We start from the raw sequence: 21,788 nt of genomic DNA on the forward strand, positions 1-21,788 counted from the left end.
TCAGCGGCCGAAGCAGATCGTCCGGCCGGCCTTGACCTGGTCCTGCTTGTAGGAGACCTGGTCGACCAGGGCGCCGGAGGGATCGGTGAGGGTGAGCGCGTCGCCCGTGTTGCCGAGCTGGACCGCGGAGCCCAGGGTGATCTGCGTGACCGCTCCCCCGGCGACCACGCCGCCGAGTCCCTGGCGTCCGCCGCCGGTGTCGGCGAGGTTCCATCCGGTGAGGGTGATCTCCCGCGCGGTGGTGTTCAGCAGGGTGACCGTCTCGTGGCCCCGGTCGGCGCCCAGGGGGTCGGGCAGCGCGGCGACGATCAGCAGGTCGCCGACGGCGGCGGGCTTGGGCGTCGTGGGGGTGCCCGGCAGGGCCGGGTCGGGGCTGATGACGAAGTCCTCGGGCCAGACGGTGAGCTGGATCCGCTGCCCGGAGGCGCGGACCACGTCGTGGATGTTCCCGCGCTCCAGCCGGTCGAGCAGGAACAGCTCGTCGTCGCGGTGCACCGGGTCGGCGCGCAGCCAGGCGTCGAACCCGTCGAAGCCGGTGTTCCCGGCCGCGAGGTAGGGGACGATCCGCCGGAACAGCTTGGGCCAGACGACCAGCGCCTGCAACGCGTCGAGGTCGGCGACCGTCGCCGCGCCGTCGGGGTCGGCGACGGATCGCGGCCACAGGCCGGTCGGCGCGGCGGCGGCCCGCGCCGCGCGTGACACGGCGGCGAGGTGGTCGCGCAGGACGGCGGGCAGCGTGGCGTAGAACGCGGGGTAGGCGAGCCCGGCGGCGAGCAGCGCGGCGTTGGCGGAGGTGTCGGTGAGCGCCTCGTCGAGGAAGATCACCGAGCCGTCGGGGCCGGGGTGCTCGCCCGCGAAGGCGAACGCGATGAGGCGTCCGTTGGCGTCGATGCCGTTGGACAGCACGTGGCCGCGGACCGTGTCCTGGTCGGCGGACTGCACCTTGTTGGGCAGGTCGGGGAAGTAGACGACGTTGGTGAAGCCGAGCAGGCGGAGCAGTTCGTCGCGGGCGGCGTTGGCCCCGGCGAGTTCCTGGTGGGTCTCGCCGAAGTGCGTCTCCAGCGCGTCGATCGCCTCCAGGCGGACCGAGATGCCCCGCGCGTTGATGCCCGGGGGCGTGCCGGAGGGCCGCGACAGGCCCTCGACCAGGGTGGGCGAGTCGGGGCGGAACTTCACGGTGTCGCCGTCGGGTTCGGGACCCTGGCGAGGAAGGTCTGGATAGCGGATCACGAATTCGCCGCGCAGCAGTGTGTAGCCCATGACGACCCCTCAACTCTGGGACTGCCCCCAGGTCCCGCCGACTTGGAACGTACCCACGTTGTACTACACAGCCCCGCTACTTACGGCTAAATCGCGCTATGCGGCGAAACGGGGTGATTGTCCAGGTCGGGTCAGTAGCCGGCGGCCCCGTTCAGCAGCCACCTGCGCATCACGCGCAGCGCCATCGCGGGCGGCACCGTGCCCGCGCCGAGGCCGACCTCCACCAGCAGGTCGAACATCGACCGGCTGCGCGCGGCGGACTCGATCGCGGCGTCCACGAAGCCCGGCCGCCGGGCGGCGCGGGCCAGCACGTCCGTGGTGCGCAGGTGACGCCCGAGCGCCTCGCGCAGGGCGCCGCGGTAGGCGGGCAGGGGCGCGCCCGGCCGCCCGGCGGCGGCCTGCCCGGCCAGCCTGCCGGACACCAGCGCGTAGTAGATGCCCTCCCCGGTCAGCGGGTTGATCAGGCCCGCCGCGTCGCCCGCGAGCAGCACCCGGCCCACGCCGGGGACCGGCCTGCCGGGCGACAGCGGCAGGTGGTGGGCGCGCAGGTCGCGCGCGGGCAGGTGCGGCAGGAGGGCGGCGAGCCCGCCGTGCAGGACCTCGCGGCCGGGCCGTCCGGTGGCCGCGAGGCGGGTGCGCAGCATGCCGAAGCCGACGTTGGCGGTGCCGTCGCCGATGGGGAACGACCAGGCATAAGCGGGCCAGCCGTCCCTGGTCATGGCGATGAACTGCACGTCATCGGACGGCGGGACGTCGGCGTAGCCGCGCACCGCGATCGCCGTCTGCCCGGCGGGCGGCGCGGGTACGCCGATCAGGCGGCGCACGGTCGAGTTGGCCCCGTCGGCGGCGACGACCACGCGGGCCGGGATCGTGCCGTCCACGAGCACGTGGTCGCCCCTTACGGCGAGCGCGCGGACACGGTGGCGGCGCACCTCGGCCCCGCGCTCCCCCGCCGCCCGCACGAGCCGCGCGTCGAAGACCATCCGCGGCACCACGTGGTTGGGACGCGCGACCGCCGCGCAGACGTGCGCGCCGCCCGGCGAGATCATCGAGAGCCGCCCGGACGGACGGTAGTCGTCGATCAGGCCGGGCACGCCGAGCAGCGCGAACTCGTCCCGGCAGTGCGCGGCGATGCCGTCACCGCACGCCTTGTCCCGGGGAAAGGCGGCCCGGTCCAGCAGCAGCACCCGGGCCTGCGGCCGCACCCGCAGCGCCCCCAGCGCCGCCGCCGCGCCCGCGGGCCCGCCCCCGACCACCACCACATCCCACGACTCTTCCACCCGCCAGAGCCTGCCACCCCGCTCCCCCGCCGAAACCCGCGCCGGCGCGCGGCTCAGGCCCGCAGCTCGACGCCCCTGATGGCGCACTCGGCGAGCAGCCGCCCGCAACCGATACGCCCCTCCAGGCAGCCGCGCGATCCGCAGTGGCACGGCGGGCCCTCGGCGTCGAGCGACACGTGCCCCATCTCGCCGCCGACGCCGACCGACCAGCGCACGTACACCATGTCGCGCATCGGCCTGCCGACGCCCAAGGTGGCCTCGGCCAGCGCGGCCAGCCGGGCGTTGTTGTCCACGGCCACCCGCACGCCGAACTCGTCGGCGAGCCTGCGGGCCGGCGGCAGGTAGCGGACGGGAGGGAGATCCGCGCCGTAATGGCGCGGATCTCCCCCTCTTCCCCTACCGCCGATTCACCAGATTTCGCTAGACTTCCCCCTCCCCGTAACCGGTGATCTGTACTGGCATCACGCGGTATATGTGAGAGACTGCACGTCTGCGGGGCGGTAGCTCAGCTGGTCAGAGCAGCGGACTCATAATCCGTGGGTCGTGGGTTCAAGTCCCACCCGCCCTACCCACGTTCAGGCCCACAGCCTGCGGCTTCGTATCCCCGTCGGAATCCGTGGGTCGCCCTTGCGGGAGATGGGAGACCGAAGGGAGACCGGCAGTTTCGGACCCTTCCCCTACCGGCACCGCCCGCGGCACCAAGCTCACGCTCGCCTCCGCCGCAGCGCGGGCCACCTCCGGAAGTACGTTCGTGTAGATGTCCGACGTGATCCGTACCGACGAGTGCCGCAGCATCGCGCTCGTGGTCTTCATATCGTTGCCCGCCGCGAGGCTCAGCGTGGCCGCGCCATGCCGGAGATCATGAAGGCGGATCGGCGGTAGCCCAGCCGCGAACGCCAGCCGCTCGAAATGCTCGCTGACCCAGTCCGGGGACAACTCCCGCCCGTCCTCACGAGTGAAGATCCGGCCGGTGTCCGTCCACGCCTCACCCCAGGCCAGCCGCTCCTCAAGCTGCTGCGCCCGATACGCTCGCAGCACGGACACCGTCACGGAGTCGAGCGCGACCGCAGCATCCGAGAGTTCCGTCTTGGGAGCGCCCTCCTTCACCACCTTTCCCACGGTGGTGAGCTGCCGCGCCGTTGTGAGAAGCCCCTCGTCAAGGTCGGCGTCCACCCAGCGCGCGCCACATGCCTCGCCGCGGCGCAATCCTCGGAAAGCGACGAGGTGGTACAGGGCATAAAGCCGCTCGGTTGCGATCGCGTCCAGGAACGTGCCGAGCTGGACCGGCGTCCACACCATGACACGAGATGGACGCGTCGTCGCCAGCCAGACCCTGAACTTCTCCAGCGGCTTCGCCGGGCGTACCGATGCCGTCCGCTCAGCCTCCAGGCGTTCCCTGAACGCCGCCGCGAACGCCTCCACTCGCGGGCGCGTCCAGACCACACCTTTAGCCCTCTGCCCACTGTCCAGCTTGACCAGCGCGGCGGCGTTGAACTCGACGAGATGCTCCCGCTCGGCTGCGGCCAGGACGGTTCGGATGGTCGCCCGAATGCGCTGCTTCGTCACTGGACCGGTGATCCGCTTGCCTCTGGTCGCCGCCCGGATCCCGGGATCTTCCGACGCCCGCGCCGCGAGCAGGGCAGCGTTCTTCTCGTCGATCCTGGTAAACACCGCCTCAATAGTCGGCACGAACAGCCGGTCCAACCGCACCTTCTCCAGCACCTCGCGGATATGGGTCTCATAGTGCGAGGTGTAACTGATCAGCGTGCTTTCCCGGATGTCCTGGAGCCTGCCCCTGCGAGCCCGCCACGTCGCCCAGTAGTCACCGAACGTCATGGCCTGCAGCGGCTGGCCAGCCCGAAACTTCCGATGCAGTTCCTCATAGTCCGGCATCGGCAGCTCCCTGCGATGCGCAGCCCGAATCATGGCGAGGATCTCCATCCGCGCCTCATGCCCTTCCGTGCCCGCGTCCGGGATGTCGAGGAGCCGCCCGGCTCTCTCGTAGAAGGCGTCCAGCTCGGCAGCGCTGGCGAAACCTCCGGCCCTCAGATAGATACGCTTGCCGTCCGGTCCGGCCGGCACCTCGGCCTTGCCGTACCAGCTCCCATGGGTCGGATTCCACGAGCCGTTCGCGCGGCGCAACTTCGGGCACCTCGCGCCCAACTCCCGACCGTCCCCTGTACGACACTTGCAGCGCTTGAACCCGTTGCCGGTCACCGCACCTCCCGCAGACGCGTCAGGCCCTCATCCTGCCTTCCCGCCCGCCTGCCCGCCGAGCGCCGACCGCCGCCGCGGATCACCGTGCCAGGCGGCCACGTGCGCGCGGCGCGCTCCACGCGGCCCGCCTCCGCAGCCCGCCGCCCCACAGCGGCGGCCACCCCCGGCCGGGCCTGGCCGCCGGCGAACTTGTTGGCTAAGAAGACTGCGCGGTCCACGAGGGCGTCGAGCGCGTCCGGCTGAGGACTGGAACTTGGATCGGTATTGCTGGTCACATCGCCTCCACCCCACGTGGGTGAGTTGCCCCGTCCTCGCCTGGCTAATAGCCGACGCCAAACGACGGGTATAGTCCATATGTTCTACGGCGATGTGACCGGCTTGTGACATAATTTGCGTCTGGTAGGCGGCCCTACCCGCCTTTTTCAGGCAGACTTGCCCGCCGACATGCCGCCGTTCGCGTCGTCATCGTCTTCGGGCTGACGTCCGGCGAGCCGGTCCAGCTTGCTGGACAGTTCGCGGAACTGTCGCTGCTGGTCGGCGATGAGCGTTTCCATCCGCTGCTCGTTCGCCTGATAGATCGCAAAGAGTGCTTTTTCTACGGGCGTTGTCGGAACGAACGTTGCCAAATCGAATTCGGCATCATTCTCCTCGCTGCCACTCGGCGCAGCCTGCAATGGCGGTTGGGATTTGGGTGTTGTGGTTTCGTAACCTGCCGCGGCGACCAGTTCCTCTGGCCCTACACCCAGGACGGGAAAGCGGTCCCGCAGAGCGGTGCCGAGGGTGACGAGGCTGGAGAACTTGGGCTGGCTGCGCCCGCTCTTCCAGCGTGAGATTTGCGCCTCGCTCACACCCACCACGGCGGCGAGCGCCGCCTGGGTGAGCCCCGACTTGTCGAGGACATGATCGAGCAGGGCGCCGAGCTGCAGCGCGGGCTCTGGCGTGCCTTGACTCCTGACCATGCGCAAGACGATAGACGCAAGCGCAAGATCGGTCAATGTTGCGGCGCTCGCAAGGTGCGAGGTCACCTCACAAACCGCCGCCTGACTGGCTGTATTGACCGCATCCGGTCATCAAGTTCTTGCGCCTTACAACTTACGTAAGTGTCTTGCGCAGGCGGCAAGGGCGAGGTACGGTTCCGGCACGGCAACCCTCCGAGACCAGGGAGAGCTCATGGCACCGACCACACGACTCCGCGAAGGGGTCGCCGAGCGCCTCAAGGCGACGTTCGGATGCGCGACCGATGGCGAGGTCGCCGAGCGCGTCGGGATCCACCCCGCCACCTGGAGCCGAGCCACGCGAGGCAAGGCCGCTCCCGGTGAAAAGCTCGCCCGCGCACTCCTCAAGACGACTGGCATGACCTTCGACGAGCTGTTCGTGATCGACCTGCGGGACGAGCAACCGTGAAGGCCGGCCCCATCGGCATGACCGAGCAAGAGCTGGTCGCCCTGCCCCTGGCCGTAGACATCGTCACCGCCGGACGCGCCCTCGGAGTCGGCCGAACCAAGGCCCACGAACTCGTCCGCTCAGGCGACTTCCCGTGCCAGGTGCTGCCCCTCGGCCACACCTACCGAGTCACCAAGGTCGACCTTCTCCGCACGCTCGGCCTGGAGGACCTCATGGAACGCGTCCTCGCCGCAGCCGTGCGCGGCCTCGAAATCTCGCACTGACGGCCAGCGCGGGCCCCGACCACGGCCCGGCCGGGCGCCCGCCCAAACCCCCGCTCACCTCAACCTCTGGGAGCGAAGATCCATGACCGACCCTACGCGCACCACCGTCACCGCCACCATCGTCATCCGCAACCCCCGCGCCGAGCACATCAACGTGACCAGCGCCGACCGCCTCCCCGGCATCGTGGTCCTGGAGCTGGCCCCCAGCAACAAGGGCTACTTCGAACTCGGCGGCGCGGCTGGCGACCGCGAGGCCGACGCCGCCGCGATGGACCGCCTCGCCCAGGCCGCCACCGAGGCCGCCGCCAAGCTCCGCGCCCCGCAGCCCACCAACGACGGGCGGGCTGTCTGATGGCCGTCGCGAACTCCAGCATCGAATGGACTGACTCCACGTGGTCGCCGGTCACCGGCTGCACGAAGGTCTCGGCCGGGTGTGACAACTGCTACGCCGAGACGATCGCCCGCCGCTTCGCCGGGAGCAGGGCGTTCCCGTACGGCTTCGAGGTGACGCTGCACCCGGAGCGGCTCGACCAGCCGCTCAAGTGGCGCAAGCCGCGCCGGATCTTCGTCAACTCCATGAGCGACCTGTTCCACGACGCCGTGCCGGACAAGTACATCGCCCAGGTGTGGGAGGTCATGGCTGCGACTCCGCAGCACACCTACCAGGTGCTCACGAAGCGGCACGCGCGGATGCGAGCGTGGTTCACCCGTTGGCCCAACGCCGTGCTGTCGAATCTGTGGTTGGGCGTGAGCGTAGAGACCCAGCAGTGGGCGGACGTCCGTATCCCGGCACTGCTGGAGACGCCTGCCGCCGTCCGGTGGATCTCAGCTGAGCCGCTGTTGGGGCCGGTGGACCTGTCCCGTTGGCTAAGAAAGGACGAAATCTGTGGTTGCCCCCTTATATCGGGAGAACGAGGTATACCGGGCGGTCGAGGCCGGAGAACTGACGATCGACTCTCAAGGGAGGATCTGGCGGGTAGCGGCGCGTCGGGGCGACCGCTGGGGCGGACCAACGCGAGTGATTCCGTGCTCGCCTCGCAGGGCGGAGCATCCGACCGGGACGTACCTCCAAGTTCGGGTGATGTTCGCCAGCGTGCGGGTGAACGCCATGGCGCACCGGTTGGTGTGGCTTCACCTGAACGGCCCGATTCCGGTTGGGCTCACGGTGAACCACAAGAACGGCACAAAGACGGACAACCGGCCCAGCAATCTGGAACTCGCAACTCCCGAGGAGCAGGCGCGGCACGCACGGCAAGTCCTGCGAAGGGGGAGGCTCGACCAGTTCGGGTCGCGCAACGCGATGGCGAAGCTGACGACCGAGCAGGTTCGAGAGATCTGCTCGCGCCGCGCGGACGGGGTGCTGTTACGTGTTCTCGCTGCGGACTATGGCGTGCGGGAGCAGACGATCTCCAGGATCGTCAGGGGAGACCGTCGCTCTCGTGGATAGTCACGGGTGGCGAGTCCGGACCCGGCGCACGGCCGATGCACCCGGACTGGGCGCGCGGGCTCCGTGACCAGTGCCAGCAAGCGGGCGTCGCCTTCCACTTCAAGCAGTGGGGCGATTGGGTCCCCGAGTCGCTGTGGCTGCACCGCGACACGGCACCCGCAGGCTTCTTGGCGACCGACGGCACCCACCGGCCCCTGGTCAACGGCAAGCCAGTCGCTGCGCCGATGAGCCGCGGCCGGGACATCACGGTCCGCCGCGTCGGTAAGAAGGCCGCCGGCCGCCTGTTGGACGGCCGGACCTGGGATCAGTACCCGGCGGCGACAGCATGACCGCCACCACACCCGCGACCGTCCCGGGCGTCTACGACATCCCCGCCGAGACCTACCACGCCGATCCCGTGCCGGGCGGCAGCCTCAGCTCTACCGGCGCCCGGCGGATCCTCCCGCCCGGCTGCCCCGCCCGCTACCGGTGGGAAGCCGACCACGGCACGCTCCCCAAACCCGCGTGGGACCTCGGCACCGCCGCGCACCGGCTCGTCCTCGGCACCGGCCCCGAGCTGGTGCGCATCGACGCCGCCGAATGGCGCAGCAGGAAGGTCAAGCAGCAGGTCGCCGCCGTCCGCGCCGCAGGGGACATCCCGCTGCGGCCCGCCGACTACGACCAGGTCCGCGCCATGGCCGCCGCGCTGCGCAGCCACCGCATCGCCGCCGCGCTGCTCGACCCCGACCGTGGTGACCCCGAGCAGACGCTCATCTGGCGAGACCTGGTCACCGGGGTCTGGCGTCGGGCGATGCTCGACTGGCTGCGCCACCCGGGGGGCGGCCGGTTCATCGTCGGCGACTACAAGACCTGCCGCTCCGCCGATCCCGACGCCATCCAGCGTGCCGTGCACACCTACGGCTACCACTGCCAAGGGGCGTGGTACCTCGACGGCATCACCGCCCTCGGCCTCGACCCGGCCCCCGCGTTCGTCCTGATCTGCCAGGAAAAGGAACCGCCCTACCTGGTGACCGTGGCCGAGATCGACGCCACCGCCCTGCGGATCGGACGCGCCCTGAACCGGCAGGCCATCGAGATCTACGCCGAGTGCACCGCCACCGGCCGGTGGCCCGGCTACAGCGACGACATCGAACTCATCCGCCTGCCCGCGTGGCTGGAAAACCGATTCCTCCTGGAGGCTTCATGACCGGCAACACCGTCGATCGGGCCATGCCGCAACTCCCCGCCCCGCGGCGAGTCGGCCAGGCCACCGCCATCGAGCAGAGCAGGGCCGTCGCCGAAGTCCACGCCGCCATCCTGGTGGCCCAGCAAAACCCCCGCGACACCGACGCCGCGCTCGCCGAGATGCGCCGCTCCTGCGAGCGGCTCGCCCTCGCGGAGAAGGCGTTCTACGACTTCCCCCGCGATGACAAGATCGTCACCGGCCCTACGATCTACCTGGCGCGCGAGCTGGCCCGGATCTGGGGAAACATCCAGCACGGCATCCACGAACTGTCCCGCGACGACGACCACGGCCAGTCGGAGATGCAGGCGTTCGCCTGGGACGTCGAGAAGAACACCCGCGTCTCCAGCACGTTCATCGTCCCGCATAAGCGGGACACCCGCCGCGGCGCCAAGCCCATCACCGACATGCGCGGCGTGTACGAGAACAACACCAACAACGGCGCCCGTCGCGTCCGGGAAGCCATCTTCGCGACGCTGCCGCCGTGGTTCTCCGAGGAAGCGCAGGCGATCTGCCGTGCCACCCTGGAGGCCGGCGACGGGCGGGTCCTGCCCGCGCGAGTCACCGAGGCCATCGCCGCGTTCGATGCGCTCGGCGTAACGGCCGACCGCATCGAACGCAAGCTCGGCATCCCGCGCGGCGAGTGGACGCCCCGTGACGTCTCCCGCCTGGAGATCACCTACCGCAGCATCCGCAACGGTGAACTGAGCGCGGACGAGGTGTTCCCGGCGCCGCGTGTCACCGCGTCGGACGTCATCGGCGAGCAGGCGCCCCCGCAGGGGGAGGCGTCATGACGCTCACCACCGCGCACATCGAGCACCTGCGCGCGCAGCTCAAGGCGTCGGAGGACCGGCTCGGCGAGGCCCAGCGCGACGTCAACGGCTGGAGGCACCTGCTCACCTACGCCACCGCCAACGGACCACAGCCGGACCCGGGCGCGATCCCGGACCCGCTAAGCAACGGCAACCGAGTTCACCTCACCGCGCTCTGCGCCTGCCGCAACGCGTCCGACCCGACCCGCGAGCACGGCACCCTGATGTGCTCCCTGCTGAGCGATGCCCCCGCCACCTCGGTCCCGGCCGGTCCCCGCCACCGCGCACCCAAGGCGGGCAAGTCATGAGCGGGTGGCTGATCGTCTTGGCCGCCGTGCTCGGCGCGGGCGGGCTCGCCGCAGCCCTCGCAGTGATCGCCGCGAGGGGCCGCCGCTGGTTCTCCGCCGCCACCTGCACCCTCTGCCTGCTCGTCATGGTCGGCTGCGCGGTCGCCCTCGGCCAAACGCCCCCAGGCTCCGACCCCGGCCCCCGCGCGGTGCCGACACCCAGCCCGCAGACCTCACCCACCCCACCCGCATGGAGCCAGCCATGACCGAGATCTACTGCCAAAACGAGGACCACCCGCGACCCACCCGCGCCGTGGCCCGCCTGTCCTGGCTCAACCACTGCTTCGTCCCGGCTGACGTCTGCGTGGGTCACCTGAACTGGGCCATCCGCGACTCCCTGGCCGCGGGCCACGTGATCCTCGTCGAGCCCGCCGAGCACAAGGAGGGCGGCTACGTCAGATACGTCGTCACTCGACAGGTGAAGGAGATCGCGCGCCTCCACCGCCGCGCCTACTCCGAGCCGGTCAAGGCGATCCTCCTGGAGGCCCCCGACCACCCGCACTATGAGGACCTGCCGGACACGCTGGAGGAGCGGCGCAAGCTCCCCGCCCGGTTCCACACCCCGCACTGGCTCGGCGACTGCACCCCGCCCGCGTGGGTGTGCGCCGTCTGCTGGGAAGACGGCGTCACCTGCGGCTGGCCGTGCGAAGTCGCCGCGGAGCAGGGCGGCGAGGTGTTCGCACGATGAACCCGCGCGTCATCGGGCTGGACCTCTCACTGACCGGCAGCGGCATCGCCAGCAGCCGCGGCTGGTGCGAGGTCGTCGGCCGCGCCGACATCACCACCCTGCCGCTGGCCCAGCGTGACGCCGCCCTGGTCGCGCTTGCCCGCGAGATCACCCATCTCATCGGCGGCGTGAGCGACCTCATCGTCATCGAGGCCCCGGCCTACTCCCGCTCCGGCGGTGGCGCCCACGAACGCGCCGGGCTGTGGTGGCGCGTCGTCCACATCCTGCTCGGCGAGGGCCACACGCTGGTCGAGGTCCTGCCGAACCTGCGATCCACCTACGCCACCGGCCGCCACAACGCCCCCAAGACGCACGTGGTGGACGCCGTCGCCCGCCGCTGGCCGACGTGGCAGACCGGCGGGGATGAGAACGCCGCCGACGCCGTCGTCCTCATGGCCATGGGCCTGGACCACCTCGGCCACCCCGCCGCCATCGTGCCCGCCCGCCACCACGCCGCCCTGGAGCGGGTGGCCTGGCCCGAGGCGGTGGCCGCATGACGACCGCCCGCACCGCGCTGCGCCGCGACCCCGACCCGCTGCGCACCCTGCAGTCCATCGAGATCGAGAACGACAACGCGCGCCGGTTCCCGAGCACGGCCCAGCGCAGCCGCGCCATCGGCGCCGTCCACCCGCCCGCGAACGCCCAGATCGCCGCCGCCTACCGGCAGACAGTCCGCATCTGCGCCCGCCTCGACCTCGCCCCCGAGCAGGCAGCCGAGGTGCTGGAGGCGCTCGGCTTCATCCCCACCATCCCCGCCCGCAAGAAGACCACCAGAAGGAGGGCCGCGTGATGGCCATCAGTGGATGGATCCGCCCCTGGTACCCCGGCCGGATCAGCGTCGCCACCGCCGAGATCACCGGTCACATCTACGCCGACTGCGAGGACCTGCTGGCCGTCGTCTCCGAGCCGGCCGAGGGCGCGGGCTGGCTCGACCCCCGCGCGCCCGGTACCTGCCCCGAGTGCCTGCTGCGACACGCGCCCGACATCCACGCCGACGTGTACGGCCTGGACGAGGAAGGAGACGAGGCGGCATGAAAGCCACCTTCGACGCCAAGACCCTCGCCGACGCCGTCACCTGGACCGCCCGGCACATCCCCGCCCGGCCCACCACCCCCGTCCTGACCGGCATCCTCATCACCGCCAACGAGGGTGAGGCCACCCTGTCCGCGTTCGACTACGACGTCAGCGCCCGCGCCACCCTGCCCGCCGTCGTCGCCGAGCCCGGCACGGTCTTGGTGCCCGGTCGGATCTTCGCCGAAGTCGTCAAATCGCTGCCCGCCGGGCACCCCGTCGAGACAGGGCTGTCCGGGACCGACCTGTCCATCACCTGCGGCGGCGTCGAGTTCACCCTGCCCACCCTGCCCGTGGACGACTACCCGACGCTGCCCGACGCCCCCGCGACGGTCGGCACCATGCAGGCTGAGGACCTGCGGCGCGCGGTCACTCACGTCGCACCCGCCGCATCCAAGGACCCCACCATCCCGGCGCTGACCGGCATCCGACTTGACGCCACAGGCCAAGACCTGCACCTCGCCGCCACCGACCGGTACCGCATCGCCGCCGACACCCTCCCATGGCAGCCCGCTGGCGACATCGGGCATCTCATCCCCGCCGCCATCCTGTCCGACCTCGCCAAGACCCTCGGCCACGGCCCCGTCGAACTCGGCATCGCCGACGACGGCGGACTCGCCGCCATCACCCACGCCGGGCGCACCACCACAGTGCGGCTCCTCGACCCCGAATACATCGACTACGAGCCGCGCCTGAACCCCGAACAGATGACCACCTGGGGCGAATGCGACCTCGCTCCGCTCACCACAGCGGTCCGCAGGGTGGCGCTCGTCGCCGACCGGGGCACCGCCGTACGGCTCGCGTTCACCGCCGGGCAGGTGCAGGTCCTCGCCGGTGGCGGCGACAGCGGACGCGGCACCGAAACGCTTCCCGCCGACCTCGGCGGCGCCCCCATCGAAGTCGCCTTCCAGCCGGGGTTCCTCCTCGACGGCCTCGGTGGCATCACCGCCGACCGGGTCCGCATCGGCATGACCGGGCCCGGCAAGGCCGTGCTGTTCCTCGGCGCCGACAACGACACGTTCCGGTATCTGCTGCAGGCGGTCCGCCTGTCATGACCTACGCCGCCTTCCTCGCTCGCCGCGCCCAACTCGGCGGCGAGCATGGATTCCGCCCCGACCTCCTGCCGGACTTCCTGTTCCCGTTCCAGAACGACCTCGTCACCTGGGCTCTCACCCGGGGCCGGGCGGCGCTGTTCGCCGACTGCGGGCTCGGGAAGACCCCCATGCAGCTCGTGTGGGCCGACACCGTCCACCGGCACACCGGGCGCCCGGTGCTGGTCGTCACGCCTCTTGCGGTCGCCTACCAGACCGAGACCGAAGCGGTGAAGTTCGGCATCGACGCCGCTGTTTCCCGCGATGGCCGTGTCACCGCACCCATCACCATCACCAACTACGACCGGCTGGAGAAGTTCGACCGCGACGCCTACCGCGGCGTCGTCTGCGACGAATCATCCTCGATCAAGGCGTTCGACGGTGCCCGCCGGGCCCTGGTCACCGACTTCCTGCGCAAGATGCCGTACCGGCTGCTGGCCACCGCCACTGCGGCGCCGAACGACTACATCGAGCTCGGCACCAGTTCCGAGGCGCTCGGCGAGCTGGGCTACATGGACATGCTCGGCCGGTTCTTCGTCAACCAGCAGAAGAACGCCGCCACCGGCCGTGGCTACCTGGGGCAAGCCGCCAAGTGGAGGTTCAAGGGGCACGCCGAGCAGCCGTTCTGGCGGTGGGTGGCCTCCTGGGCTCGGGCCCTGCGCCGACCGTCCGACTACGGATTCGACGACGACGGGTTCGTCCTGCCCGACCTCGTGCAGCGCGAGCACGTCATCTCGGCCCGCACCCCGGCAGACGACGTCCTGTTCGACGTGCCGGCCGTACGGCTCCGCGAGGAACGGCAAGAAGCACGCCGCACCATCGCCGAACGCTGCGAGGCCGCCGCCGCCCTGCTCGACGGCCCCGGGCATGGCATCGCCTGGTGCCAGCTCAACGACGAAGGCGACACCCTCACCCGGCTCATCGACGGTGCCGTGCAGATCAGCGGTTCTGACCACGTGGACGCCAAGGAGGAAGCCCTCACGGCGTTCTCGCGCGGCGACATCCGGGTCCTCGTCACCAAACCGACGATCGCCGGCTGGGGACTGAACTGGCAGCACTGCAGCCGCATGACGTTCTTCCCCACTCACTCCTACGAGCAGTACTACCAGGCCGTTCGCCGCTGCTGGCGGTACGGCCAGGCCCGGCCCGTGACCGTGGACATCGTCACCACCGAGGGCGGTGCCAGGGCGCTGGCGAACCTCAAACGCAAAGCCGCCCAGGCCGACGCCATGTTCGACGCGCTCGTGGCGCACATGCGCGACGGCCTCACCGTCCGCCCCGGCACCACCTACCCGCACCCTGTGGAGGTCCCCGCATGGGCGTCCTAGAGCAGACGATCAGCGACCGGTACGCCCTCTACCTGGGTGACTGCATGGATGTCATGCCCGCCTACCCGGACGGGTCGATCCACTTGTCGATCTATAGTCCGCCGTTCGCTGGGCTGTACCAGTACTCCTCCAGCGAGCGCGACCTGTCCAACAGCCGCTCCTACCCCGAGTTCCTGGAGCACTACGGGTACGTCGTCGCCGAGATCGCCCGCCTCACCATGCCGGGGCGTATCACCGCCGTCCACTGCATGGACATCCCCAAGTCCAACAGCGGCCGAGGCGATGCGCTGCTCGACTTCCCCGGGGACATCATCCGCCTCCACGAGCAGCAGGGGTTCGGGTACGCCGGTCGGTACTCGGTGTGGAAGGAGCCGCTCACCGTCCGAAACCGCACCCTGATGAAGTCGCTCGCGCACCGCACCATCGTCGATGACTCCTCCCGGTGCGGCGTCGCCTCCGCCGACTACCTGCTCGTCTTCCGACGCCACGGCGATACCGCGGTTCCGATCAGCCACCCTGTCGGGCTCACCGAGTACGCCGGGGAACGGCAGCCCCCCGCCGAGCTCCTGCGGTATCGCGGCTGGGAGGGCAAGCAGACCGAGAACCGTTACAGCCACTGGATCTGGCGACAGTACGCGTCCGCGTTCTGGGACGACGTACGCCTGGACCGGGTCCTGCCCTACCGGGAAGCACGCGACGAGGAAGACGAGAAGCACGTCCACCCCCTGCAGCTCGACGTCATCGACCGGTGCTTGGTTCTGTGGTCCAACCCGGGCGAGCGGGTCCTGACCCCGTTCATGGGCGTCGGGTCTGAGGTGTACTCCGCGGTTCGCGCGGGGCGGTACGGCATCGGTGCCGAGCTGAAACCGAGTTACTACCGGCAGGCCGTGAAGAACGTCACCTTCGCCACGGAGCAGGTGGCGACCGACACCCTGTTCGGCCTCAACGAGACACCGGCGTCATGACCACCACGCCCACGCACCGCCCGGCCGCCACCCGCGGCCGGGCACCCCGGGCGAGCCTCGACGAACTGGCCCAGCCGTGCGCCCGCTGCGCACACCCGAACGCCGTCCACGTCGCTGGCCCCGACCGGCGCCGATCCGGCTGGCCTATCTACGACCCGGTGTGGGTCAACGCCCTCGGTGCCTGCGCCGACCCCGGATGCGGCTGCCCCGCCCGTACCGCCAACCCTGCCGCTGACGCGCCCGCACCCCAGGCAGAGCCCATGGCGCTGCAGCCGCCGCCACGGCCACCCGCCGCGCCCTGCGGCACCTGCGGAGCCCACCCCGCCCGCCTCTACATCCAAGGCCCCCGCTGCGCCGCACACACCCCCGCGGCCATCGCGGGCGAGCCGGAGCCCGGCCAGCGCGCCTACTGCTCGCCCATGTGCCGCTGCACCGCATGCACCGCACTACGCACCGCGCCCCCGGCCGTGCGCATCCTCATCACCGGCTCCCGCACCTGGACCGACGCAAGCACGATCCGCGACGCCCTGGCGGCGCTCACCACCGAACACTCCCCCGACCGGCTGATCATCGTCCACGGCGCGTGCCCACGCGGTGCCGACGCACTGGCCGACCGTGCAGCCGCCCGCCTCGGCCTCGCCGTCGAGCGGCACCCGGCCGACTGGCAGCGACACGGCCGGGCCGCCGGGATCCGCCGCAACGCCGCCATGGTCACCGCAGGCGCCGATGTGTGCCTGGCCTTCATCCGCGACGCCTCACCCGGGGCGTCCGACTGCGCCCGCCGCGCCCACCGCGCGGGCATCCCCGTACGGAGGTGGACCGCGTGACCCTCACCCTCATGGATTGGTTCTGCGGCGCTGGAGGCTCCAGCCAGGGCGCCCACGCCGTGCCTGGCGTCACCGTCACCCGCGCCGCCAACCACTGGGAACGGGCGATCCAGAGCCACGCCGCGAACTTCCCCGCCGTCGACCACTGGCGCGGCGACATCCGCGAGGCACCCGTCGAGCGATGGCCGGTCACCGACATCTTCTGGGCATCCCCCGAATGCCCGCAGTGGAGCCGGGCCAACGGCCGGCGACGCGACTTCCACGCCACCATGCAGCCGGACCTGTTCGGCGAGAACGCCGTCCCCGAAGAGGTCGAGCGCTCCCGCGCCCTCATGGAAGAGGTCCCGCTGTACCTGCGCGGCGCGCAGGAGCGTGGCGGGCTGGTGCTGGCCGGGGTCGTCGAGAACGTCGTCGATGTCCGCGCCTGGGACCAGTGGGACCGCTGGCTCGGCGAGATCCGCGCCTTGGGGTACCGCACCCGGACGATCGCGATCAACTCGATGCACGCCCACGGCACCCGCACCCCGGCCGCGCCGCAGTCCCGAGACCGGCTCTACGTCGCCTACTGGCACCGCTCGCTCGGCCGCGATCCCGACTGGGACAGGTGGCTGCGCCCGCAGGCGTGGTGCCCGGCCTGCGACCAGGTCATCACCGCGATCCAGGTGTTCAAGAGGCCCGGGGCCGACATGGGCCGCTACCGCATGCAGTACGTCTACCGCTGCCCTCGGACGACCTGCCGCAACGCTGTGGTGGAGCCGGGCGTGCTGCCCGCCGCGGCGGCGATCGACTGGACGTTGCCGGGACAGCGCATCGGCGACCGGGACCGGCCGCTCGCGCCGAAGACGATCGGCCGCATCGAAGCGGGGCTGAAGCGGTACGCCCGGCCGCTCATGGTTCCCGCGGGCGGCACCTGGCGGGACGACGCCACCCCCGTCACCGAGCCCATGCCGACGCGGACCACCAGGGAGAACGACGGCGTCGCGATCCCACCGTTCATCACCGAACCTCGTGGCGGCAGCAACGTTCGCCCCGTCACCGAGCCGCTTGCCACCATCGCGACGTCAGGCGGACACCACGGCCTCGCCATGCCCCCCTTCCTGGTGCCGCTGCGCTCCGGTCGCAACCGCAGTCTGCGCGCCGACACCGAACCGCTGGCCACGGTCGTCGCCGATGGCGGAAACCACGGGCTCGCCGTCCCGCCGTTGCTCGTGCCCGTCGAGGGCCGCGAAGGAAAGGAAGCCTCCCCAGCAACCGAGCCGCTGCGCACCCAGACCGCCCGCAACGAGACCGGCCTGGCGTGGCTGCCGTTCGTCGCCGAGCTGCGCGGCGGCTCGTCCGACGCCCGGCCGGTCAGCGAGGCCCTCGCGACGGTGACCGCCTCCGGCAACCACCACGGTCTCGTCGTCCCGCCCGGGTTCGTGATGCGCAACAACACCCCGCGCGGCGACGCGGGCCATCTGTGCACTCCGTTCGACGAGCCGGTCCGCGCGCTCACCACCGCCGGACACCTGTCACTCGTCACCTGGGAATCGCTGCTCGTGCCCTACTACGGAACCGGCACGGCACGCCCGGTCTCCGACCCGGTCGGCACACTGTCCACGCGCGACCGCTACGCCCTCGTCTCCGGGATCCCGCCCGTCGAGGACGTGCTGTTCAGGATGCTCGAACCCCATGAGATCGGACGGGCGATGGCGTTCGGCCGCGAGTACGTCGTGCTCGGCAACAAGCGCGAACGCGTCCGGCAATACGGCAACGCCGTCACCCCGCCCGTGGCCGAACTCATCATCTCCGCCCTGGCCGAGGCCATCACCGGCGAGCCGATCGAGCGCGCCGCATGAGCTGGGTGAGCAGGTGCTCCACCTGCCCCCGCCCCGCCACCCGGCGCATCACCGGACGCGTCCCCGGCCGCACCTGCTACGCCGCCCTCACCTGCACCGAATGCGCGCCCAAACACCGCACGAAGGCAGCCCGCGCCGGGCCCGTCGTCGAGGAACCACTCACCGACCAAGACCCGGACGTGCTGTTCTAACAGGAGCCGCCGTGAACCATCCGCACCTGCACCGCGCCGCGCGGCACGCCCACGCCGCCGGGCTCTGCGTCATCCCCGCCGCCACCAACGGCACCAAACAGCCCTGGCCAGGCGGCGGCACCTGGACCCGCTACCAGCACCACCGGCCCACCACGGCACAGCTCGACGCGTGGTTCACCGGCCGCCGCTACGACGGCCTCGGCATCGTCTGCGGGCGCGTCAGCGGCAACCTGGAAATGCTGGAGTTCGAAGGCCGCGCCATCGCCGAAGGGCTCGTCCGCGAACTCGGCGACATCGCCGACGCCTCCGGACTCGGCGACCTGTGGGCACGCGTCGCCGCCGGATACCGCGAGACCACCCCCTCCGGCGGCGCCCACCTCCTCTACCGAGTCGCCGGACCGGTCGCAGGCAACACCAAACTCGCCCGCCGCCCGGCCACCACTGCGGAACTCGCCGCCTGGATCGCCAGGCAACAGGCCACCATCGACACCACCAGAGACGCCCGGCAGAAGGCCAGACGCCAGCACGTCCTCGACCAGATCACCAGCGGCGACCAGCTCCCCCAGGTGCTCATCGAAACCCGCGGCGAAGGCGGATTCGTCGTCATCGCCCCCTCCGCCGGGCGCACCCACCCCACGGGCGGCGCGTGGACCCTCGACTCCGGCGGCGTCGACAGCATCCCCACCATCACCCCGGCCGAGCGGGACGCGCTCCACCACCTGGCGGGCGCGCTCGACCAGATGCCCGCGCCGCCGCCCGTGGCCCCGCCTCCCCGGAGCCCCGTTGCGAGCGTCGGACTGCGGCCCGGCGACGACTACAACCAGCGGGCCACCTGGGACGACATCCTGATCCCGTACGGGTGGACGAAACTCGCCACCCGCGGCGGCACCACCTACTGGCGCCGCCCCGGCAAAGACGGCCCTGGGATCTCCGCCACCACCGGCCGCAACGCCGCCGACCGGCTCTACGTCTTCTCGACCTCCACCGTCTTCGACGCCGAACGCCCCTACAACAAGTTCGCGGCCTACACCGCACTCACCGAAGGGCAGGTCACCCCGGCCGCGCTCAGCGCCGCAGGGCGACGGCTGCGCGCCCAGGGGTACGGCGGCGACCACCCGGGCCGGTACGGCACGCAGCGCCGGGAAGGAGCCGCGTGAGCGCCGCCGCCGTCACCGAAGTGGCCTGGCCACGCCGCATCGACCTCACCCACGAAGACGAGGCCGTCCGCGCGATCACCACCGCCATCAACGACCGCATCATCCCCGACACCTACGTCCGCAGCGGCCAGGTAACCCACGTGGCCGAAGTCGACCACGGCACCGGGCCGCAACTCCTCATCCACGCCCTCGATGCAGCCATGCTGCGCGAACAGCTCTCCCGGCACGCCCAGCCCTACCGCGTCCGCATCATCAAGGTGGAGGGGAAGCCGGTGCCCCGAGAAGTGCCCGGGCTGCCCACCGTCGCCACCTCCAGCGCGGTGCTGTCCCGCACCGACTGGCCAGGGCTGCAACCGCTCGCCGGCGTCACCGCCGTGCCCATCATCCGCCCTGACGGAACCACCCTCACCTGCCCCGGCTACGACCCCGCCACCCGCCTGTTCCACCGGCCCACCCTGACCGTAGGCGCCATCCCCGACCAGCCGACACCCGACGCCACCGGCGCGGCCCGAGACTTCCTGTTCGGCGAGGTCCTGGGCGACTTCCCATGGGACAGCGACGCCTCCCGCGCCAACTACCTGGCCCTACTCATGACACCGCTGCTGCGCCTGTACATGGGCGGGCTCCCGCCGTTCGGACTCATCTCCGCCACCACCCGCGGCTCCGGCAAGACCCTCCTGACCGAGATCATGCGCGCCGCGTACGGCCTGCGCATGACCGCCTGGGTCCGCCGCGAAGAGGAGATGTCCAAGACCATCACCTCCCTGCTGAAGGACACCGTCGAGCCGGTCATCTGCTTCGACAACGTCGATTCGTTCGACACCATCAGCCATGGCGTCCTCGCCGCGCTGCTTACCTCCACCGAGTGGAGCGCGCGGCTGCTCGGCGCCTCCAGCATGGCCACCGCCGTCAACGACCGGTTGTGGCTGGCCACCGGGAACAACCTCACTGTCGGCGGTGACATGGCCTCCCGCAGCGTCCTCACCCGGCTGGATCCGCGCACCGAGCGGCCCGAGGAACGGACCGGGTTCGTCATCGACGACATGTGGGAGTGGCTGAAGGCGCCCGCCAACCGGATTCGGCTGCTGCGCGCGCTGCTGGTGCTGGCTCGGGCCTGGATCGCCGCCGGGGCGCCGCGGGCCGTGGTGAAGCTGCGGAACTTCTCCGCCTGGGCGCAGGTCATGGGCGGGCTGACCGCCTTCCACGGCGTGGAGGGGTTCCTGGCCAACCGGGACGAACTGGAGGCCGCCGATGAGGAAGAGACCAGCACGGCCGCGTTCCTGCTCAAGTGGCATGAGAAGTTCGGTGCTGAGCCGAAGCGGTCCACCGAGCTGGTGGACAGCGCCCGGATGGACAACGTGCACGGCACGTGGGTCGATCCGTGGGACGGCACGTTCCCGAGCGTGATCAAAGACGGGAAGTCGATCCCGTTCACGGCCAAAGGGCTCGGGCGGTTCCTCAGCGCGCGCAGGGATCGCATCTTCGCCGGGCTGGTGCTCGTGGGGGTCTGGGACTCCAAGTCGAAGGTCTGGGCGTACAAGGTCCTCCCGCACGAAAGCACGCAGAGTCCTCATGTGGATACGGAGAGCGCGAAATGAAGATCGTTGGGCGGGGTTTAATTTCGCTGGCGGGGTTTGGGCGGGGTTTGGAAATCGCGATTCTCAGCCAAACCCCGCCACCATTCCCGCAGGTCAACACCCCTTTTGAAGATCAAGCGGGGTTTGGCGGGGTTTCTCGTGTGGTCCACGCGTATGCGCGCCCGCGCGTGCGCGCACATGTGCGTGCGAGATCACCGCAAAAACCCCGCCAAACCCCGCCAGCACCCGAAAACACCACCTGACCAGGCACGACAGTGGCGGGGTTTAGCCGAAAACAGGGCCCGCCAAACCCCGAACCAAACCCCGCCAGCCGATTCCAAACCCCGCCAGAGGAGGAACCCCCGTGCCTCTCAGCCGCCCCCGGACCGCCGCCGCTCTGGCCGCGCTCGACTCCGACACCCCGCTCGGCGGGCCGCCGCCCGTCCACATCCGCGACGTCATCGCCGCCGCCATCACCTGCGCGGAGTGCGTCGAGGGCCTCCCGCACGACCCCGACGACCACAAGGAGACGACGTGATCGGCCGGACCTACCTCGACCCCGGCGACCGCCTCGCCGGCCAGTACACCCCGCCACGCCAGTGCGTCGTCCTCGTGAAGTGGGCTCCCGGCGGCCGAGGGCCGCGCAACGTGCTGGTGCGCTACCTCGACGACGACAGCCGGGCCGTCATCCCGTTCTCCCGCCGCCTACGCCGCGCGCCTCAGCCCGCTCTGCCCGGCATGGAGGACCTGTGATCCACCTGCAC

At 70.9% G+C, this 21,788-nt stretch carries 30 protein-coding genes and 1 tRNA gene; 24 read left to right on the plus strand and 7 right to left on the minus strand.

The annotated features are described in order from the left end of the window. From P3X83_RS24540 to P3X83_RS24550, 3 genes are all read right to left on the minus strand, one after another. Positions 1-1,260, minus strand: a complete 1,260-nt coding sequence (locus tag P3X83_RS24540; RefSeq protein ID WP_277307543.1) for a lamin tail domain-containing protein — start codon at positions 1,258-1,260, stop codon at positions 1-3. 131 nt (positions 1,261-1,391) lie between these two features. Further along, on the minus strand, positions 1,392-2,540 hold the full coding sequence (locus P3X83_RS24545; RefSeq protein ID WP_277307544.1) for an NAD(P)/FAD-dependent oxidoreductase: 1,149 nt from the start codon (positions 2,538-2,540) through the stop codon (positions 1,392-1,394). A gap of 53 nt (positions 2,541-2,593) precedes the next feature. Then, a complete protein-coding gene (locus P3X83_RS24550; protein ID WP_277307545.1) occupies positions 2,594-2,845 on the minus strand; it encodes an ROK family protein in 252 nt (83 codons plus the stop codon). Positions 2,846-3,034: 189 nt separating this feature from the next. Here P3X83_RS24550 and P3X83_RS24555 point away from each other — a divergent pair. Further along, positions 3,035-3,108, plus strand: a tRNA-Ile gene (locus P3X83_RS24555). Here P3X83_RS24555 and P3X83_RS24560 read toward each other — a convergent pair. From P3X83_RS24560 to P3X83_RS24570, 3 genes are all read right to left on the minus strand, one after another. Further along, entirely contained in the window at positions 3,090-4,682 is a 1,593-nt protein-coding gene (locus tag P3X83_RS24560) for a site-specific integrase (RefSeq protein ID WP_277307546.1), read from the minus strand. The genes P3X83_RS24555 and P3X83_RS24560 overlap by 19 nt on opposite strands. A gap of 71 nt (positions 4,683-4,753) precedes the next feature. Beyond that, a complete protein-coding gene (locus P3X83_RS24565) occupies positions 4,754-5,032 on the minus strand; it encodes a hypothetical protein (protein ID WP_277307547.1) in 279 nt (92 codons plus the stop codon). A gap of 147 nt (positions 5,033-5,179) precedes the next feature. Then, a complete protein-coding gene (locus P3X83_RS24570) occupies positions 5,180-5,782 on the minus strand; it encodes a helix-turn-helix transcriptional regulator (RefSeq protein WP_277307548.1) in 603 nt (200 codons plus the stop codon). Between the two features lie 145 nt (positions 5,783-5,927). Here P3X83_RS24570 and P3X83_RS24575 point away from each other — a divergent pair, with 145 nt between their 5' ends. From P3X83_RS24575 to P3X83_RS24585, 3 genes are all read left to right on the plus strand, one after another. Continuing rightward, the gene (locus P3X83_RS24575) at positions 5,928-6,161 is read left to right on the plus strand and encodes a helix-turn-helix transcriptional regulator (RefSeq protein ID WP_277307549.1); all 234 of its coding nucleotides are present in this window, start codon (positions 5,928-5,930) and stop codon (positions 6,159-6,161) included. Next, entirely contained in the window at positions 6,158-6,424 is a 267-nt protein-coding gene (locus P3X83_RS24580; RefSeq protein ID WP_277307550.1) for a hypothetical protein, read from the plus strand. Before P3X83_RS24575 ends, P3X83_RS24580 begins: the two co-directional genes overlap by 4 nt. Positions 6,425-6,506: 82 nt before the next feature. Beyond that, positions 6,507-6,776 (plus strand): hypothetical protein, encoded by a 270-nt coding sequence (locus P3X83_RS24585; RefSeq protein ID WP_277307551.1) that lies wholly within the window; start codon positions 6,507-6,509, stop codon positions 6,774-6,776. A gap of 91 nt (positions 6,777-6,867) precedes the next feature. Here the strand turns inward: P3X83_RS24585 and P3X83_RS24590 are convergent, their stop codons facing one another. Next, entirely contained in the window at positions 6,868-7,062 is a 195-nt protein-coding gene (locus P3X83_RS24590) for a hypothetical protein (RefSeq protein WP_277307552.1), read from the minus strand. A 443-nt stretch (positions 7,063-7,505) separates the two neighbouring features. On the opposite strand from P3X83_RS24590, the gene P3X83_RS24595 reads away from it, so the two are divergent. The 20 genes from P3X83_RS24595 (at position 7,506) to P3X83_RS24690 (ending at position 21,777) form a co-directional block, all read left to right on the plus strand. Next, positions 7,506-7,871: an HNH endonuclease gene (locus P3X83_RS24595; protein WP_277307553.1), complete on the plus strand. Its 366-nt coding sequence runs from the start codon at positions 7,506-7,508 to the stop codon at positions 7,869-7,871. A 35-nt stretch (positions 7,872-7,906) separates the two neighbouring features. Continuing rightward, a complete protein-coding gene (locus tag P3X83_RS24600; RefSeq protein ID WP_277307554.1) occupies positions 7,907-8,200 on the plus strand; it encodes a DUF5131 family protein in 294 nt (97 codons plus the stop codon). Beyond that, positions 8,197-9,057, plus strand: coding sequence for a PD-(D/E)XK nuclease-like domain-containing protein (locus P3X83_RS24605; RefSeq protein WP_277307555.1), 861 nt, complete (start codon positions 8,197-8,199; stop codon positions 9,055-9,057). The genes P3X83_RS24600 and P3X83_RS24605 overlap by 4 nt, the downstream gene beginning before the upstream one ends. Next, positions 9,054-9,887 carry a hypothetical protein gene (locus tag P3X83_RS24610; protein ID WP_277307556.1) on the plus strand — a complete coding sequence of 278 codons (834 nt, stop codon included), beginning with the start codon at positions 9,054-9,056 and terminating at the stop codon, positions 9,885-9,887. The genes P3X83_RS24605 and P3X83_RS24610 overlap by 4 nt, the downstream gene beginning before the upstream one ends. Then, complete coding sequence (locus P3X83_RS24615; protein WP_277307557.1) at positions 9,884-10,213, plus strand: hypothetical protein; 330 nt, start codon at positions 9,884-9,886, stop codon at positions 10,211-10,213. The genes P3X83_RS24610 and P3X83_RS24615 overlap by 4 nt, the downstream gene beginning before the upstream one ends. Continuing rightward, a complete protein-coding gene (locus tag P3X83_RS24620; protein ID WP_277307558.1) occupies positions 10,210-10,458 on the plus strand; it encodes a hypothetical protein in 249 nt (82 codons plus the stop codon). The genes P3X83_RS24615 and P3X83_RS24620 overlap by 4 nt, the downstream gene beginning before the upstream one ends. Then, positions 10,455-10,940, plus strand: a complete 486-nt coding sequence (locus P3X83_RS24625; RefSeq protein WP_277307559.1) for a hypothetical protein — start codon at positions 10,455-10,457, stop codon at positions 10,938-10,940. Before P3X83_RS24620 ends, P3X83_RS24625 begins: the two co-directional genes overlap by 4 nt. Next, positions 10,937-11,476 (plus strand): hypothetical protein, encoded by a 540-nt coding sequence (locus P3X83_RS24630; protein ID WP_277307560.1) that lies wholly within the window; start codon positions 10,937-10,939, stop codon positions 11,474-11,476. The genes P3X83_RS24625 and P3X83_RS24630 overlap by 4 nt, the downstream gene beginning before the upstream one ends. After that, positions 11,473-11,769 carry a hypothetical protein gene (locus P3X83_RS24635; RefSeq protein WP_277307561.1) on the plus strand — a complete coding sequence of 99 codons (297 nt, stop codon included), beginning with the start codon at positions 11,473-11,475 and terminating at the stop codon, positions 11,767-11,769. The genes P3X83_RS24630 and P3X83_RS24635 overlap by 4 nt, the downstream gene beginning before the upstream one ends. Next, a complete protein-coding gene (locus tag P3X83_RS24640; protein WP_277307562.1) occupies positions 11,769-12,014 on the plus strand; it encodes a hypothetical protein in 246 nt (81 codons plus the stop codon). Before P3X83_RS24635 ends, P3X83_RS24640 begins: the two co-directional genes overlap by 1 nt. Then, positions 12,011-13,105: a DNA polymerase III subunit beta gene (gene dnaN / locus P3X83_RS24645; RefSeq protein ID WP_277307563.1), complete on the plus strand. Its 1,095-nt coding sequence runs from the start codon at positions 12,011-12,013 to the stop codon at positions 13,103-13,105. The genes P3X83_RS24640 and dnaN overlap by 4 nt, the downstream gene beginning before the upstream one ends. Continuing rightward, the gene (locus P3X83_RS24650; RefSeq protein ID WP_277307564.1) at positions 13,102-14,469 is read left to right on the plus strand and encodes a hypothetical protein; all 1,368 of its coding nucleotides are present in this window, start codon (positions 13,102-13,104) and stop codon (positions 14,467-14,469) included. The genes dnaN and P3X83_RS24650 overlap by 4 nt, the downstream gene beginning before the upstream one ends. Beyond that, positions 14,457-15,434 carry a DNA methyltransferase gene (locus P3X83_RS24655; protein ID WP_277307565.1) on the plus strand — a complete coding sequence of 326 codons (978 nt, stop codon included), beginning with the start codon at positions 14,457-14,459 and terminating at the stop codon, positions 15,432-15,434. The genes P3X83_RS24650 and P3X83_RS24655 overlap by 13 nt, the downstream gene beginning before the upstream one ends. Beyond that, a complete protein-coding gene (locus tag P3X83_RS24660; RefSeq protein WP_277307566.1) occupies positions 15,431-16,261 on the plus strand; it encodes an SLOG family protein in 831 nt (276 codons plus the stop codon). The genes P3X83_RS24655 and P3X83_RS24660 overlap by 4 nt, the downstream gene beginning before the upstream one ends. Continuing rightward, positions 16,258-18,099: a DNA cytosine methyltransferase gene (locus P3X83_RS24665; RefSeq protein ID WP_277307567.1), complete on the plus strand. Its 1,842-nt coding sequence runs from the start codon at positions 16,258-16,260 to the stop codon at positions 18,097-18,099. The genes P3X83_RS24660 and P3X83_RS24665 overlap by 4 nt, the downstream gene beginning before the upstream one ends. Then, a complete protein-coding gene (locus tag P3X83_RS24670; protein ID WP_277307568.1) occupies positions 18,096-18,290 on the plus strand; it encodes a hypothetical protein in 195 nt (64 codons plus the stop codon). Before P3X83_RS24665 ends, P3X83_RS24670 begins: the two co-directional genes overlap by 4 nt. Before the next feature lie 11 nt (positions 18,291-18,301). After that, positions 18,302-19,447, plus strand: a complete 1,146-nt coding sequence (locus P3X83_RS24675; RefSeq protein WP_277307569.1) for a bifunctional DNA primase/polymerase — start codon at positions 18,302-18,304, stop codon at positions 19,445-19,447. After that, a complete protein-coding gene (locus P3X83_RS24680; RefSeq protein ID WP_277307570.1) occupies positions 19,444-21,045 on the plus strand; it encodes a hypothetical protein in 1,602 nt (533 codons plus the stop codon). Before P3X83_RS24675 ends, P3X83_RS24680 begins: the two co-directional genes overlap by 4 nt. 343 nt (positions 21,046-21,388) lie before the next feature. Then, a complete protein-coding gene (locus P3X83_RS24685; RefSeq protein ID WP_277307571.1) occupies positions 21,389-21,562 on the plus strand; it encodes a hypothetical protein in 174 nt (57 codons plus the stop codon). Then, positions 21,559-21,777 (plus strand): hypothetical protein, encoded by a 219-nt coding sequence (locus P3X83_RS24690; protein ID WP_277307572.1) that lies wholly within the window; start codon positions 21,559-21,561, stop codon positions 21,775-21,777. The genes P3X83_RS24685 and P3X83_RS24690 overlap by 4 nt, the downstream gene beginning before the upstream one ends. Positions 21,778-21,788: the final 11 nt, after the last annotated feature.

Source organism: Spongiactinospora sp. TRM90649 (genome assembly GCF_029382225.1).
Classification (GTDB): domain Bacteria; phylum Actinomycetota; class Actinomycetes; order Streptosporangiales; family Streptosporangiaceae; genus Spongiactinospora.

Bases quoted from the DNA above. Each gene is read 5' to 3' on its own strand.
- P3X83_RS24540 (WP_277307543.1), bottom strand. From the start codon at position 1,260: ATGGGCTACACACTGCTGCGCGGCGAATTCGTGATCCGCTATCCAGAC.
- P3X83_RS24575 (WP_277307549.1), top strand. From the start codon at position 5,928: ATGGCACCGACCACACGACTCCGCGAAGGGGTCGCCGAGCGCCTCAAG.
- P3X83_RS24585 (WP_277307551.1), top strand. From the start codon at position 6,507: ATGACCGACCCTACGCGCACCACCGTCACCGCCACCATCGTCATCCGC.
- P3X83_RS24590 (WP_277307552.1), bottom strand. From the start codon at position 7,062: ATGACCTCCCACACCTGGGCGATGTACTTGTCCGGCACGGCGTCGTGG.
- P3X83_RS24595 (WP_277307553.1), top strand. From the start codon at position 7,506: ATGTTCGCCAGCGTGCGGGTGAACGCCATGGCGCACCGGTTGGTGTGG.
- P3X83_RS24600 (WP_277307554.1), top strand. From the start codon at position 7,907: ATGCACCCGGACTGGGCGCGCGGGCTCCGTGACCAGTGCCAGCAAGCG.
- P3X83_RS24605 (WP_277307555.1), top strand. From the start codon at position 8,197: ATGACCGCCACCACACCCGCGACCGTCCCGGGCGTCTACGACATCCCC.
- P3X83_RS24610 (WP_277307556.1), top strand. From the start codon at position 9,054: ATGACCGGCAACACCGTCGATCGGGCCATGCCGCAACTCCCCGCCCCG.
- P3X83_RS24615 (WP_277307557.1), top strand. From the start codon at position 9,884: ATGACGCTCACCACCGCGCACATCGAGCACCTGCGCGCGCAGCTCAAG.
- P3X83_RS24620 (WP_277307558.1), top strand. From the start codon at position 10,210: ATGAGCGGGTGGCTGATCGTCTTGGCCGCCGTGCTCGGCGCGGGCGGG.
- P3X83_RS24625 (WP_277307559.1), top strand. From the start codon at position 10,455: ATGACCGAGATCTACTGCCAAAACGAGGACCACCCGCGACCCACCCGC.
- P3X83_RS24630 (WP_277307560.1), top strand. From the start codon at position 10,937: ATGAACCCGCGCGTCATCGGGCTGGACCTCTCACTGACCGGCAGCGGC.
- P3X83_RS24635 (WP_277307561.1), top strand. From the start codon at position 11,473: ATGACGACCGCCCGCACCGCGCTGCGCCGCGACCCCGACCCGCTGCGC.
- P3X83_RS24640 (WP_277307562.1), top strand. From the start codon at position 11,769: ATGGCCATCAGTGGATGGATCCGCCCCTGGTACCCCGGCCGGATCAGC.
- dnaN (WP_277307563.1), top strand. From the start codon at position 12,011: ATGAAAGCCACCTTCGACGCCAAGACCCTCGCCGACGCCGTCACCTGG.
- P3X83_RS24650 (WP_277307564.1), top strand. From the start codon at position 13,102: ATGACCTACGCCGCCTTCCTCGCTCGCCGCGCCCAACTCGGCGGCGAG.
- P3X83_RS24655 (WP_277307565.1), top strand. From the start codon at position 14,457: ATGGGCGTCCTAGAGCAGACGATCAGCGACCGGTACGCCCTCTACCTG.
- P3X83_RS24660 (WP_277307566.1), top strand. From the start codon at position 15,431: ATGACCACCACGCCCACGCACCGCCCGGCCGCCACCCGCGGCCGGGCA.
- P3X83_RS24670 (WP_277307568.1), top strand. From the start codon at position 18,096: ATGAGCTGGGTGAGCAGGTGCTCCACCTGCCCCCGCCCCGCCACCCGG.